At 52.5% G+C, this 14,094-nt stretch carries 10 protein-coding genes and 1 tRNA gene; 5 read left to right on the forward strand and 6 right to left on the reverse strand.

Annotated features, from left to right (window positions below; genetic code table 11):
- Positions 1-42: 42 nt before the first annotated feature.
- The gene (gene asnB, locus ACW9KT_RS14485) at positions 43-1,950 is read right to left on the reverse strand and encodes an asparagine synthase (glutamine-hydrolyzing) (RefSeq protein ID WP_457081603.1); all 1,908 of its coding nucleotides are present in this window, start codon (positions 1,948-1,950) and stop codon (positions 43-45) included.
- Between the two features lie 146 nt (positions 1,951-2,096).
- Here asnB and ACW9KT_RS14490 point away from each other — a divergent pair, with 146 nt between their 5' ends.
- Complete coding sequence (locus ACW9KT_RS14490; protein ID WP_457081605.1) at positions 2,097-2,564, forward strand: acyl-CoA-binding protein; 468 nt, start codon at positions 2,097-2,099, stop codon at positions 2,562-2,564.
- A 124-nt stretch (positions 2,565-2,688) separates the two neighbouring features.
- Here ACW9KT_RS14490 and ACW9KT_RS14495 read toward each other — a convergent pair whose 3' ends face one another.
- Positions 2,689-4,110, reverse strand: coding sequence for an FAD-binding oxidoreductase (locus ACW9KT_RS14495; RefSeq protein ID WP_457081606.1), 1,422 nt, complete (start codon positions 4,108-4,110; stop codon positions 2,689-2,691).
- A 192-nt stretch (positions 4,111-4,302) separates the two neighbouring features.
- On the opposite strand from ACW9KT_RS14495, the gene ACW9KT_RS14500 reads away from it, so the two are divergent.
- The 3 genes from ACW9KT_RS14500 (at position 4,303) to ACW9KT_RS14510 (ending at position 8,650) form a co-directional block, all read left to right on the forward strand.
- Positions 4,303-4,833 (forward strand): C40 family peptidase, encoded by a 531-nt coding sequence (locus tag ACW9KT_RS14500; RefSeq protein ID WP_457081608.1) that lies wholly within the window; start codon positions 4,303-4,305, stop codon positions 4,831-4,833.
- Between the two features lie 148 nt (positions 4,834-4,981).
- Entirely contained in the window at positions 4,982-8,407 is a 3,426-nt protein-coding gene (locus tag ACW9KT_RS14505) for a TonB-dependent receptor (RefSeq protein WP_457081610.1), read from the forward strand.
- A 169-nt stretch (positions 8,408-8,576) separates the two neighbouring features.
- Positions 8,577-8,650, forward strand: a tRNA-Ala gene (locus ACW9KT_RS14510).
- A gap of 187 nt (positions 8,651-8,837) precedes the next feature.
- Here the strand turns inward: ACW9KT_RS14510 and cysK are convergent.
- Both cysK and ACW9KT_RS14520 read right to left on the reverse strand, forming a co-directional pair.
- Positions 8,838-9,758 (reverse strand): cysteine synthase A, encoded by a 921-nt coding sequence (gene cysK / locus ACW9KT_RS14515; RefSeq protein ID WP_457081612.1) that lies wholly within the window; start codon positions 9,756-9,758, stop codon positions 8,838-8,840.
- Positions 9,759-9,890: 132 nt separating this feature from the next.
- Entirely contained in the window at positions 9,891-10,718 is an 828-nt protein-coding gene (locus ACW9KT_RS14520; protein ID WP_457081614.1) for a serine O-acetyltransferase, read from the reverse strand.
- 206 nt (positions 10,719-10,924) lie between these two features.
- On the opposite strand from ACW9KT_RS14520, the gene ACW9KT_RS14525 reads away from it, so the two are divergent.
- Positions 10,925-11,272, forward strand: coding sequence for a cupin domain-containing protein (locus ACW9KT_RS14525; protein WP_457081616.1), 348 nt, complete (start codon positions 10,925-10,927; stop codon positions 11,270-11,272).
- 139 nt (positions 11,273-11,411) lie between these two features.
- Here ACW9KT_RS14525 and ACW9KT_RS14530 read toward each other — a convergent pair whose 3' ends face one another.
- Together ACW9KT_RS14530 and ACW9KT_RS14535 are read right to left on the reverse strand one after the other, a co-directional pair.
- Complete coding sequence (locus tag ACW9KT_RS14530) at positions 11,412-13,412, reverse strand: peptidylprolyl isomerase (protein ID WP_457081618.1); 2,001 nt, start codon at positions 13,410-13,412, stop codon at positions 11,412-11,414.
- 105 nt (positions 13,413-13,517) lie between these two features.
- Positions 13,518-13,982, reverse strand: coding sequence for a redoxin domain-containing protein (locus ACW9KT_RS14535; protein WP_457081620.1), 465 nt, complete (start codon positions 13,980-13,982; stop codon positions 13,518-13,520).
- Between the last annotated feature and the right edge of the window lie 112 nt (positions 13,983-14,094).

The following is a 14,094-nucleotide window of genomic DNA, read 5'->3' on the forward strand; positions in this document are numbered from 1 at the left end:
AAGGAAAGATATAAAGTTGTATGAGCTTCTAGGGGGCAAAAATTAGCCCATCATCCATTTTTTCCACCAATGCTGGAATACAATGAGGGCCCAGATACGAGCGTGAATATCGCCAGGGTTTCGAGAAAAAAGCTGCGCCTTAAGTGCTCGCACCGCCTCTACGTCAAAAATACCCTGAGATTCAATAAAATCATCCGAAAGCAGATCATCGGTGATCAACGGTCGCAACTCGTTGCGAAACCACTTGAGCAACGGCACTTCAAACCCTTGTTTGGGACGCTTATAAAGCTCTTCTGGCAACATGGGGCGAAATGCATCCTGTACGATGCGCTTCTTCATGGTCGCATTTATTTTGCTTTCGACGGGCAAAGAAAAAGCAAAATTGACCACTTTGTAATCTAGAAACGGGGTGCGGACCTCTAGGGAGTTAGCCATGCTCATCATGTCAACCTTGACAAGCATGTCATTGGGCAATACCAGTTTCATGTCCGTTAGCAGCACTTCGTTCAGGTCACCGTCGGCGTGTAAATGCTCCAGAATATCGCGGCGTCGCTTCTCAGCTAGCTTTTTACCCACTTTGCGCCGGGAGGCCGGACTCAACAGGTTACGAGCGTCGCGCTCGCTGACAAAGGAAGCCCAGTCCCAGTAGCGGTCTTTGGGTCCGCTGAGCATACCGCGAGAGAAGCGTTGAAACTGACGAATACGGTTTCCGAAGAAGCTGTTGCGTGACTTAGGCAGAATATCCCAGAGAAGGTTCAGGCCGGTCACTGCTTCAGCCTTGAAGCCGCCGCGCCGCACCTGAAACTCTCCCATGTGTTTATTATATCCAGCAAAGAGCTCATCAGCTCCATCACCAGATAAAGCAACGGTTACTTTTTCGCGCGTGCGTTTGCTCAGAATATAAACCGCTAGGGCTGAAGAGTCGGCGAAGGGCTCGTCGATATAGTCCAGTACCTCAAAGATATGATCGTACAGATCTTGGTTGGTGAGTGAGAAAACCGTGTGATTGGTCTGGTGCATTTTAGCAACCAAGTTGGCATACTTCGTTTCGTCGAAGAAGGGCTCATCTCTAAAACCAATGCTAAACGTATTCAGGTGAGGCGTATGCCGGGCAGCTAGAGCAGTAATGGCCGATGAGTCGATACCACCGCTCAAAAAAGAGCCCAGAGGCACATCAGCAACAAGGCGCCTCGCTACGGCATCATCCATGAGCTCCACCAGCTTTTTTTGCTGCTGCTCATAGCTTAGCTTATTCTTTTGAACCTTCTTAGGGTCGTAGGGAATGCGATACCACGCTTTTCCTACCACTTTGCGACCCTTTATATAGAGGTAGTGGCCTGGCTTCAATTTCTTGACGCCTTTGAAGATGGTAGCAGGACCCGGAATGTAATTGAGCTGCAAATAGTGACTTAAGGCAACGTAATCTAGCTTTCGCGGCACACCTAAAGCGAGCAGCGATTTCATTTCGGAGGCAAACAATAGCTTGTCCTCGTCGCGGTACACGAGCAAGGGCTTGACGCCCATACGGTCACGGGCGATGAACAGCGAATCCTCTTCCTTATCGTATATAGCGAGGCCAAAAAAGCCGTTCAGCTTTTTCAAAAAATTGCGTCCCTCGGTGATATACAAGCGCAGAATTACTTCTGTATCGGTTTGGGAATGAAAATGGTGGCCCTTGCGAATAAGGCGCTGGCGCAACTCCCGGAAGTTAAAGATTTCGCCGTTGAAAACGATAGTGTATCGGCCCGACTCGTCGGTCATGGGCTGGTTGCCGTCGCAGGAGAGGTCTAGAATGGCCAAACGACGGAAGCCCAAGCCTACGTTATCGTAAACGTAGTGACCTTGGGAATCGGGTCCGCGGCTGATAATAGCGTCGGTCGAGGCCGGCAACGCGGCTAGCGAATTGCGGCCTGCGTCAGAGAAAGCGAATATTCCTGTAATTCCACACATAATTAGTGGTCAAAAGTACGAACTATCAGGACGTGTGCGTAAAAAAGTAGCTGGAGGCGCTCGCAACCAAAGCCGTGCCACGGTAGTACACAGCTTAGCTTTTCTTCCCTAGATTAGATACCCTTTCATTGAATCTTCAGCAGCAAATGGACTTACAGCAAGAATTTGAAGCCGCCATTGCGCGGGTAGATAACCTGCCTGGCGATCAGGCGGCCGCCCATATGACCGAACTTTACGGTCTATACAAACAAGCTACCGAAGGCGACCACGATACAAAAGGCGAAGTAGTGGGCGATGATTCGCCCGATAATCCTAGCGGTGAGCCAGGCATGTCGCAAGCCCAGTGGGAGTCATGGAGCAAGTTTAAAGGCGTAAGCGAGGAGGACGCGAAGCGCCAGTACGTTGAAAAGGTAAATGAAATAGCGGGCCCAATAGGTGAGCAATCCAGCGCACAGATGGGAGTCGGCTCGCAAGTAAATCCCGAGAACACTACTATCTCTCAACAGCCTGGCACTGGACCTGGCATTTCTACCGGCGGACTACGCGGTGATATTACGGCAGGTGCTCCATACGGCGGTGAGGACAAGTTGAAGGGCGACCAAGAGGCCATCTAAACAATAACTCCAGTCTTTTAGCAGCAAAAAAGCCCCCCAGAGTTTCTCTAGGGGGCTTTTTTGCTGCTAAAAGACTGGAGTTAGCAACCAAACACGTTTGGCCACAGAATTTCAGGCTTTACTGTTAGAATATTTTGCCAGGATTCATGATGCCGTGCGGATCAAATACACGTTTGATTCCACGCATTAGCTCAAGCTGCACCTCCCCTATTGCAATGCCGATATAAGGTTTTTGCACAAGGCCAATGCCGTGCTCGCCAGAAATTGTACCTCCTAGTTTTACGCAAAGCTGAAAGATCTCGCGAATCGGCGTCGCTAAGCCATGCTGCCACATCGCATCATCGAGGTCGCCTCGGATGATATTCACGTGCAGGTTGCCGTCGCCGGCGTGGCCGTAGCATACGGAGTTAAAGCCGTAGCGCTGGCCGATTTCTTTTACTCCTTTGAGGAGAGTCGGTAACTCGGCGCGAGGCACCACAGTATCCTCTTCTTTATAGACGGAGTTGTAGCGGACCGCATTTCCCACATTGCGGCGAATTTTCCACAATTCGTCTTTTTGGGCAGCAGTATCAGCCAACAGAATTTCGCCGATATCATACTTTTCCAGTACCTCGTAGATCTGTTCAGCTTCTTTATAAAGCCGGTCCAACTCGTTGCCATCCAGTTCAATGAGGAGGTGAGCGGTGATATCGGGGGGCAAATTCAACGGTATATTGAGGTAACGAGCCGACCATTCGATGGCTTCGCGCTCCATAAACTCCATGCCCGACGGCACAATACCGGCGCGGAAAATCTCGGATACGGCCGCGGCCGCCTGGGTTTGATCGCGAAATGGCACTAGCAACACAATATCTTGCTGCGGATGCGGAATAAGGCGGAACACAATGCGCGTAATAATACCCAGCGTTCCTTCTGACCCTACCATCAATTGCGTAAGGTTATAGCCAGTAGCGTTTTTAAGTACGTTGGCGCCGGTCCAGATAATGTCGCCGGTGGGCAGCACTACTTGCAGGTTGAGGACGTAATCCTTCGTCACGCCATACTTAACGGCCTTAGGTCCGCCGCTGCTTTGGCTCAAATTGCCCCCCAGAAAGCAACTGCCTTTGCTGGCTGGGTCGGGAGGGTAAAATAAGCCTTTGGCTTGCACAGCTTCCTGAAATACCTGATTGATAACTCCCGGCTCTACCGTAGCCTGTAGGTTACGCTCGTCTATCTCAATAATTTTATTCAAGCGTTCAGTGCTTAGCACAACCCCCTGGTGCACAGGTAAAGCGCCACCGCTTAAGCCGGTGCCGGCCCCGCGGGGCGTCACGGGGATATGATGCTGATGACACAAGCGTACAATCTGGCTTATTTCCTCAGCGTTAGCGGGACGTAGCACAACATCCGGCGCAAAATGCAGATCCTCGGTGTGGTCACGGCCATAGTCGGCGTAGGCGTCGGCGGTGGCAGCAGCTTCGGCGCGTTGGGCCGTTATAAGATGCGCGGGGCCCACGATAGCTTCAAAAGCCACCAGCAGGTCGGGTGTGAGCGGTTGAAAATTCATCGTAATTGAAAGCAAATGACTGATTCGCGTATATTTGCGCCAATGCGGAAACACCCTATAAAGGTACAGGTTTCGAGTCAGTGGAGCCGATTGGTGGCATTACTATTAATAGTAATGCTTGGGTGGCTGGCTAGTTGTGGCGGCACTAAAAAAGTAAATTATCGGAACGGGCGGTATCATTCAGCCCGGGAAATGGCCCGAATAAAGGCTGATGAGCGGCGTAGGAAAGGCGGCAGGCCGGTAGCAAAAGCCAAATCAAAATACTCATCATCTCGGGGTAAAACCAAAATAGTAGCCAAGCGGGGAGCACGCCGACCGTTGCCTGCCAATATTAGTCGGGAGTTGGCAACAGTTATCCAAACCGCTCGCTCCTATGAAGGCACTCCTTATAAGTGGGGCGGTACTACTCGCTTGGGCATGGACTGCTCTGGTTTATTAGCTACTTCGTTTAGTGCTATTAACGTAGCTATTCCGCGCTCCTCCAATGAACAGGCTGCATGGGGTACTCCCGTGCGCTCCCAGGATCTGCGGGTAGGGGATTTGGTATTCTTCGGTGCATCGCCAGGCAGCAACCAAATTACTCATGTGGGTCTGGTGACGGAAGCCACCGCCGAAAGTGTGCAGTTTATTCACGCTTCCAGTTCATTAGGCGTAACCGAAAATAGTTTGGACACCGACTATTACCTCAGTAGATTTATTAAGGCTGTACGACCGAAGTTGTGAATTTGCCTTCTACCTTTGCCGCCGCAAAGCCAGCTTTGGGGGGTTCTGACAAATAGTTAATGGTTTGGTAATGTTTAGCTTCATTGTCATCCTTACCTTTGCGGCCCATTCCTATTGCTTCCTTCTTTTTTCACCTTTTTTTCTCTTTATGAAACAGTTACGTTTACGCTACTTGCTGTTGTTGCTGCTTAGCGTCTGTACGGCGCGGCTGGGTTGGGCGCAAGGCGTTACAACATCAGCAATGAGCGGTGTGATTACCGACCAGACTGGTGCGGGGCTGCCAGGGGCTACGGTTATTGCCGTTCATACCCCCACTAACACGCAGTACGTAGCCCCTACTAACTCGGAAGGACGCTACAACCTCCAAAATATGCGGGTGGGTGGTCCTTACACCGTTCGTATTACTTTCATTGGTTATCAAGAAGTAACTCGTGAAGGCATATTCCTGACATTAGGTCAAGTTCTGCGTCTAGATATAAACCTAAATGAAGCTACGACAGAGTTAGGTACCGTAGTAGTTACGGGTACAGATCCACGCTCAGTACTAAATGTAGAACGCGCGGGCGCGGTCACAAACATCAGCCGCGAAGAAATTCAAAGCCTACCTACGATCAGTCGTAGCCTAAACGACTTTACTCGCCTCACGCCTCAGTCCTCTACTAACAACCAAGGTCCTTCTATTGGAGGAGGTAACTATCGGCAGAACAACATCACCATCGACGGCTCCGACTTCAATAACAACTTCGGTATTGGTGGCAACTTGCCCGGTGGCGGCAACCCAATCTCTCTGGACGCTATTGAAACTATCTCGGTGAACGTTACGCCTTTCGACGTGCGGCAATCCAATTTTATTGGTAGCGCCATCAACGCCGTAACCCGCTCGGGCACCAATGACTTCTCTGGCTCCGTTTTCTCTTTTTACAGAAATGATGACCTGCAAGGCAACAAAGTAGGCGACCAAACTTTTACCAAGCAGAAGTTGGAAGAGAAGCAGTACGGCTTCCGCTTAGGCGGCCCGATTATTAAGGATAAGCTCTTCTTCTTTATAAATGCTGAGCAACGCAAACAAACATCTCCTGGTCAGCAGAACATTGCTTCTAGACCGGGACTACTGTTTGGCGATCCTAACACGCCGGCTAACGTCGCACGTCCTACGGCAGCGCGCCTTGATGAGTTCAGCAATTATCTGCGCGAGCAATACGGCTACGAAACCGGTCCTTATGAGGGCTATTCTTTCGAGCGCGACCGTACTAACATTCTAGGCCGTCTCGACTGGAATATTAGCAACAACCACCGGATTACCCTGCGCTACAACCAGGTAGAAAGCAAGGATCCAAGCTTCGTGAGTGGTTCCCGTACACCTCTACAGGCTTATGCAAACACGCGGACGAGCATTTTTGCCCTCCCCTTCAAAAACTCCAACTATTACCAGGAGCAAAACCTCTACTCCGTAGTAGGCGAGTGGAACGGAACATTTGGGGGCCGGTTCTTTAACACGCTACGGGCCACCTACACCGACCAGAACGACCCACGCAGCTCCGACAGTCAGGTGTTTCCGTTCGTTGATATCCTAGATGGCCAAAATCCAATTGGTGGCACGGCCGTTGCCGGGGTCAATCCTTTGACTTCTTTTGGTTATGAGCCGTTTACCTTCGGCAACCTACGCCAAGTACAAACTTACTCAGTAGTTGACTTTGTGAACTTCTCGCTGGGCATTCACAACGTAACGACAGGCTTTCAGTTTGACCTGCAAAATACTAAGAACGGCTTCCAGCGCTTCGCTACCAGCTACTACACGTTCAATTCGTGGGATGATTTCGTAAATGGTGCCAAGCCCCGTGATTTTGCCCAGACCATCTCGTTGCTACCCGGTTTCGAGCAGGCTTTCCCCGCTTTTAGAACTGCTCAAGGGTCGCTTTACGCCCAAGACGAGATTACCATCAATGATAAGTTGCGCGTAACTTTAGGTCTGCGGGCGGAATTAAATTCTTTCTTAGAAGTAGACGAGGTTCGGACCCATCCGCTGGTGGCAAACTTGGCTTTCGCCAATGGTGAGCAGATTGATACGGGTATCCTGCCTAAAAACCGGGTGCTATGGTCGCCCCGCTTAGGTTTCAATTACGACGTGAAGGGTGACCGTACTCTGCAAGTACGCGGCGGTTCGGGTATTTTCGCAGGCCGGGTTCCCACCGTTTGGATCGTATCGCAGTCCGGCGATGCTGGTTTACTGCAGCTTACTACTACTGCCTCGGGTGCTGATACGCCTGGTCCATTCAATCCTGATCCGAACGCTTATCGCCCGGCTACGCCTCCTACACCTGGCACGCAGATTCCAGGTACGCTGAGCGCTACTGATCGGAATTTCAAAAACCCGCAAACCTGGAAAAGCACTTTGGCTATTGATGCTCAGTTGCCATTCGGTATCGTAGGTACTTTGGAAGGTATTTATAATAAGGACTTGACGGTTGCTTTAGGCCGCAATCCTAATCTGGTAGAAGCACAGCCGCTGAACGTAGCTGGCTACCCTGATAATCGACCAATTTACCCAAACCAAGTTTTTAACCGGTTTATCAACCCACTAACTCCTGCTAGTGGCGCTAATTCTATTCCCCGTGGTCCTAATCAGGCGGTAGAGAATGGCAACACGCTCGGTACGCAGGCCTTCAACACGGTTGTGCTTGATAACGGTCACAAGGGCTACTACTGGTCTTTAACCGGTAAGCTAGAGAAGCGCTTCGACAGCGGCCTGTCTGCTTCGGTAGCCTACGTACGCAGCGACGCGAAAGTCTTGTTCGACGGTATTGGTGACCAGCTCCTCAATACTTGGTCGCTTACGCCTATCGTTAACAACGCTAACAGCCCAGAGCTGAGCTACGCTAACTATGTCGTGCCTCACCGCGTAGTTGCTTCTCTTTCCTTCCGTAAAGAGTATTTTGGTCACTTGGGAACCACCGTGTCGCTATTCTATGATGGCTCCAGCCAAGGTCGCTTCTCCTACAACTACGGCGGCGACTTCAACCGCGACGGGCAGAACAATGACCTGATTTACATTCCGAAGGACGGATCAGAGATTGACTTCAGTGATTTCAACTACGGTACGGCGGCTAATCCTAATATCGTTAGTGCAGCCCAGCAGAAAGATTTGTTTTTTCAGTACATTGAACAAGATGATTATCTGCGAAGCCGTAAAGGTCAGTATGCTGAGCGTAACGGCGCTAAGCTACCATGGCGCCACCAGGTAGACGTGAAGCTTGCTCAAGACATATTCACGGACCTTGGCGGGAAGCGTAACACGCTCCAGTTCACAGCTGACATCTTCAACATTGGTAACTTGCTTAACAGAAACTGGGGTACTGTTCAAACAGTTAATGTCGCTTCTAATAATGTGGCATCCATTCTGTTCCCCACAAACGTTACAACTAACAACAGTACAGTTGCTCCTGGCGGTACTACGCGGCCTACCTTCCGTCTGGCTACGGACCGAGGCCAGCCCGTTACCTCTACTTTCCGCGACTTGAACGCGCTAGCTTCTACCTACTACATGCAGTTTGGCTTGCGTTACATCTTCAACTAAGCCAACTTATTATCCTTTTGAAAAGCGGCCGGAGAAATTCTCCGGCCGCTTTTTTTGTGGGCTAGTAGAAAAGATTTTCGCAAATAAAGCCCCCCAACCTTGCACAATCGGAAACGCGCCGTACTTTTGTCCCACCAAATCGCAACCGGCGACTGGTACTATCTCACTTGGGGGATTAGCTCAGCTGGCTAGAGCGCTTGCATGGCATGCAAGAGGTCATCGGTTCGACTCCGATATTCTCCACTTCACAAAAAGGCCCAACCTACTCGGTTGGGCCTTTTTATTTGGAGCGCAAATTGGTCGGTTTTGTGCATGTTTTCTTTCTATGCATACCACTATCTAAAAAAAGCCCTCCAGACCTTCTCTGGAGGGCTTTTTTATTCAGAAATAACGTCATTCACGAAATCCGTCAATTCTGCCAGTCCGTGGTTTAAACGAACAGGCCTTCAACCGATAGATACCGTTCGCCAGTGTCGTAGCAAAACGTGAGGACGCGGCTGCCTTGGGGCATATCGGGTAACTTTTGGGCAACAGCGGCCAAAGAAGCGCCAGAGGACACGCCTATAAAAATACCTTCCTCGCGGGCGGCGCGGCGGGCCATATCGAAAGCCGCTTGCTGGCTTACTTGGATGGTGCCGTCGAGGATATTGGTATGCAGGTTATTAGGAATAAAGCCGGCGCCAATGCCTTGAATGGGATGTGGGCCAGGTGCACCACCACTGATAACGGGCGACAGTTCAGGCTCGACGGCGAAGGTTAGCATCTTTGGAAACAATGGCTTGAGCACTTCTGTCACGGCCGTGATGTGGCCGCCGGTACCAACGCCGGTGATATGATAGTCGAAGCCCTCAGGGGCATCGCGCAGAATTTCCTGGGCTGTAGTTTCAGCGTGCACCTTGATGTTCGCTGGATTATCGAACTGCATAGGCATCCAAGCGCCGGGCGTGCTTTGCACAATTTCATTGGCTTTTTCGATGGCACCTTTCATGCCTTTCTCCCGCGGGGTCAGCTCTAGGTTGGCGCCGTAGGCTGCCATCAAGCGGCGGCGCTCAATGGACATTGATTCAGGCATAACCAGCGTAAGCTTATACCCTTTCACGGCCGCTACCATGGCTAGGCCGACGCCAGTGTTGCCCGAAGTTGGCTCCACAATAAGACTATCTGGCATCAGCAAACCGTCTTCTTCGGCTTGCTCAATCATAGAAAGGGCGATGCGGTCTTTGATACTTCCACCCGGATTAGCGCGCTCAGCCTTCATCCAAACCTCTACGTCGGGGCGGTGGGCAAACAGCCGGTTTATGCGTAGCAAAGGGGTGTTGCCAATGGTGTCAAGAATAGTGTTGGCTTTCATTGTTTGGAATTAAGTGTCTTGAGTAGTTTGATGCAGGATGTAGCAGTGGAAGTGACCTTTTTGCTAATGGAAAAATGACGGGAATAAGATCTTGGCCATCTTGCTTCAGCTTTGGAGCTAACCTCGAACAAATTATATAGAAAAGGAAATATCGGCGCTCGGATCCTCGGTGCGAGTTACGTGCAGTTGCGCTTTGTGGTAAACACGGGAGTGAGAAGGGACACTATCGGTAAGCCAGACGTTGCCGCCAATAAGGCTATGACTGCCCACTACAGTATTGCCCCCCAGGATGGTCGCATTGGCATACACGACTACATAATCCTCGATAGTAGGATGGCGCTTAATTCCCTGTAAGTGCTTGGCAACACTCAGCGCCCCAAGTGTAACGCCTTGAAAAATCTTGACATAAGCTCCTATTACAGCCGTTTCGCCCACTACGATGCCTGTTCCGTGGTCGATACAGAAAGAAGGACCTATTTGCGCGCCAGGATGAATATCAATGCCGGTGCGGGCATGAGCGTATTCACTCAATAAGCGCGGCACCCGGGGCACAGCCAGCAGATGCAGGGCATGGGCCAGGCGATGGAAGGCAATAGCGTAGAAACCAGGATACGTGGAAATCACCTCAGTCAGGCCTTGCGCGGCCGGGTCAGCGGTGACGATGGCAGCGGCATCCTGCAGCAGCAATTCCCGAAGATATGGCAGCTTATCCCCGAACGCGGCTACTATAGCTGTGGGTGGCTGGGACAGCGAAATAGGGCGCAGGAGCGAAATAAGGTCATCTTGTAGTTGGATTAGCGTAGCGGCTACCGCATCGGGGTGGGCTAGCGGACGCTCGGCGCGCTCGGGAAATAATACGCTAAGAAGCTGCTCGGCCCAATGACAAAATGCCGACGCCGGCAATGGAGCAGTGGCTTGCTGATGGGCTTGCGCTAGCGCCTGAATAAACTCGTCGGACATAAGGCAAAATGTACAGAGGCCGACCAGGCCTCATCTTACTACGGCTATTTGGCTCGTTTGACCTAAGATAAGGCCCGGACAAATCTTAGCAACCGCCGATTCATGCGAAGGTTTCGCACTGAAGCTATGGGCAACCGCACGCCTGCCTCGTCCGTTAGGGAGATACAAACGACCAATCCGACACTTAACACCAAAACGCCCGACATATGTCTGACACCACCATCATCAAAGTAGACTCGCATCATTCGCCCAAAGGCCACGACGGCGAGAAATATTTGGCCTCCGGCAAAAATGTATCTATGCGCCTCTGGGAAAATGAGCAGCCCAGCGATGACAAAGAGCCCGTAAGCCGCCCCTATGAAACCGTTGGTTTTGTAATTAGCGGACGGGCCGAACTGCACTCCGAGGGCCAAGTAGTAGTGTTGGAGCCCGGCAACTCTTGGGTAGTACCTAAGGGCGCTTCGCACACCTACAAAATTCTGGAAGCCTTTACGGCGGTAGAAGCAACTACTCCCCCGGCGCAGGTACATGGCCGCGAAGACAAGCAAGTCTAACATTTCGCTACAGCCTATAAACAGCCAAAACCCCGGTTCCTCATATGCAGGAACCGGGGTTTTGGCTGTTTATAGGCTGTAGCGTTACGCAAAAAAGCCCCCCAGACGGCAGCTGAGACTAGCTACTCATTAATACACATCAGCGCAGCAACTCTATGCGCTCAATTCCATCACCGATTTCCAAGCTGCTTACTACGTTCATGCCGCTAACTACTTGGGCAAAAATGGTGTAGCGACCATCGAGGTGGGGTGTGGGGGCGTGAGTGATAAACCACTGACAGCTTTCGGTGTCTTTGCCAGCCGAAGCCAGGCCTACGGCGCCGGCGCCGTAACGTAGGTCGGCGAATTCAGAGCGCAGGTTGTAGTCGGTGCTGCCCCAGCCGTCGCCGCGCGGGCAACCGCCTTGGGCTACAAAGTTGGGTACTACCCGGTGAAAATTTTTGCCATTATAGAAGCCTTGCTCAATCAGCTCGACAAAGCTGGCTACTGAACCGGGCGCTGACTCCACGAGCAGTTGGAATACGATAGCACCTTTACTGGTTTGTACCATCACCCGCTGGCCAGCCGGAATTCGGCTTACTGTAGCCCAGTTGATGGGGTGCTCGGCCGCGGGTGCTATTGCTAGTGGTGTGGGGGGCTTTTTTTCGAGATAATCAATCGTTTGCTGCAACGATTGCCACGCTTCCAGATCGCGCGGCAGGGTGAGTTTGTCGCGGGCTTGGGTGAGAAAGGCAGTGGATGTAAGCAGAGGCTGCAAATTTAGCTTGGGGTCGCGGATAGCTTCGGCGGCGATGCCCATTACGGCTACGTCGCCACTTCCTACTGCACGCTGCATGAGTAGCGCAAAAGCGGGATACTGAGCCTCGGGAAAATCGGTGAGGCGGCGCATGCTTACCAGCGCCTCCATGCCATACGTACCAATGACCACGGGTTGTTGGGGGGAAAATGTGGACGCCACCACAAATTCGTAAGCACCTGGATCTTCGCCCAAAGCCTTCAACAGATAGCCCTTTTCATACGGATTGGTAGCCACCGCATAGCGGGCCTGAACATCGCCCCGGATGGCTTCGCGGCCAGCCCCACCCTGCTTAAGAGCAGCGGCTAACAGAGTGGCGCGTACCCGCCATTGTTTCAGCTTGTTGGCTTTCTCCAAAAATAGCGTACCAGGCTCCTCGGTAGCATGAGTAAGAAAAAACTCGGCAGCGGTTAAGGCTACCTGATTGTTTTTATCGGTAAGGGCAGCCCAGGCGGCCTCTTTCACGGGCACATACATAGCGGCGTTCATGGCCCGCAGTGCATTTACGCGCACTTGATACTCTGGGTCGCGGCGCGTGATGGCAGCAAGCACGCCGGGCACAGTAGGTGCCTCGGAAGCTTTAGCTAAGGCGGCGGCAGCGGCGCTGCGCACGGCGAAGGCGGGGTCAGATTGAGCTACTCGGCCCAAGGCTACAGCATACATAGCCAGGTCAAGCCCTCGAGTGCGGGCCAGCGTGCTGGCAGCACCTAAGCGCGCCCCATAAGGATTGGGCAGCTCTAGCAATTGTATAAGTCGCGCTACAGCCGCCTCGGAGGTAATACCGCGCAAACCTGCCCGATACAACCCCCAGGCCTGACCAGCCAAAGCGGCAGTGTCGGAAGCTATGCTGGGAGGCAAACGCAGTAAAGCGCTCAGTTCCGTACGCGTAAGGCACCGGCCAAGTGCCTCTAGCATTGCCCGCCGGGCCGCTGGGTCGGGTTCGGTGGTTATGCGCTGCTGTAGCGGTGCAGTGGCGGTGCTATCGGACGTTTGACCAAGGGCGTAGGCAGCACTGCGGCGAACGCCCGCGTCGGCATCTGTTAGACACGTAGCGAGTGCAGATGTGGCTGCTTTATCCTGAACCGAAGCAAAAGCCAACGCCGCTTCGCGACGGTAAAGTGCTTCGGGCCGACTGAGGTAAGGCAGCAGCACGGCCGTCTGGCGTTCATCCTGAGCTGTGGCAATCCGCCGCAGAGCCGAATCAGCCGCGTATTTATTGATTGCGCTGGGGCCAGCAACAGCAGGTAGGTTGGCGCGCGGCGCAGCGCAGGCTCCAAGCCAACAGCTTACGCAGCTAACAGCGAGCAGTTTGGCCAGAGAAGGAAGAACTGGAGGGTGGGTCATTGTTGGCCAAAATAGCCAAATTCCGGCTTGGACGCTAACCGGCGCGCTAAGTATATGCAAGGCTTGTTACGCGCCAGGTACTCTGCCTACTGCTTTTTAGGTCACTTAAAGCAACGTGATAAAGCAGCCAACCGCTTCGGTACGCGCCGGGGCTACCGGCTGGCTGGCGACGATGGCGGCTAGTGCATCGCGTAGCTCTTGCTGGGTAGTGACGGTGCGGCGTTGCCCCAGCCGAACGTAGCCGTTATCAATGCGGCCTTGGTAGAGAGTGGTGCGTCCGTCTGGAGCAACTACGACCACCTCCGGCGTGATACGAGCATGAAAACGGCGCGTAAGCTGCTGTTTGCTATCCAGCTTCAGGGGAAAAGGCACCTGATACGTCCGGCCGAAAGCAGCAACGTCGGCCGCTGACGTCTGCTGATCAGGAAATACACCGATGAACTGCACCCCCTGCGCGGCATAGGTGGTATAAAGTGTGCGGAGCGCCAGCGTAGCCTGCTGGCTGATGGGGCAGGTTTCGGCAAGAAACACGTACACCGTTGCTACTGGTTTTGTAGCGCGAGCTGGCATTTGCCCAAATGCCGACCACGAAAGCAGTAAGCAGCACAGCAGTAAAATTCGCGGTGCGCTCATCCGATTATTATGCATTATATGATGTAAGCTCAAGGTGGGCTTGCTGCTC

The organism is Hymenobacter sp. HD11105, assembly GCF_054051685.1.

Coding starts and splice junctions, on each gene's coding strand:
- asnB (WP_457081603.1), bottom strand. CDS start 1,950: ATGTGTGGAATTACAGGAATATTCGCTTTCTCTGACGCAGGCCGCAAT.
- ACW9KT_RS14490 (WP_457081605.1), top strand. CDS start 2,097: ATGGACTTACAGCAAGAATTTGAAGCCGCCATTGCGCGGGTAGATAAC.
- ACW9KT_RS14495 (WP_457081606.1), bottom strand. CDS start 4,110: ATGAATTTTCAACCGCTCACACCCGACCTGCTGGTGGCTTTTGAAGCT.
- ACW9KT_RS14500 (WP_457081608.1), top strand. CDS start 4,303: ATGGCCCGAATAAAGGCTGATGAGCGGCGTAGGAAAGGCGGCAGGCCG.
- ACW9KT_RS14505 (WP_457081610.1), top strand. CDS start 4,982: ATGAAACAGTTACGTTTACGCTACTTGCTGTTGTTGCTGCTTAGCGTC.
- cysK (WP_457081612.1), bottom strand. CDS start 9,758: ATGAAAGCCAACACTATTCTTGACACCATTGGCAACACCCCTTTGCTA.
- ACW9KT_RS14520 (WP_457081614.1), bottom strand. CDS start 10,718: ATGTCCGACGAGTTTATTCAGGCGCTAGCGCAAGCCCATCAGCAAGCC.
- ACW9KT_RS14525 (WP_457081616.1), top strand. CDS start 10,925: ATGTCTGACACCACCATCATCAAAGTAGACTCGCATCATTCGCCCAAA.
- ACW9KT_RS14530 (WP_457081618.1), bottom strand. CDS start 13,412: ATGACCCACCCTCCAGTTCTTCCTTCTCTGGCCAAACTGCTCGCTGTT.
- ACW9KT_RS14535 (WP_457081620.1), bottom strand. CDS start 13,982: ATGCCAGCTCGCGCTACAAAACCAGTAGCAACGGTGTACGTGTTTCTT.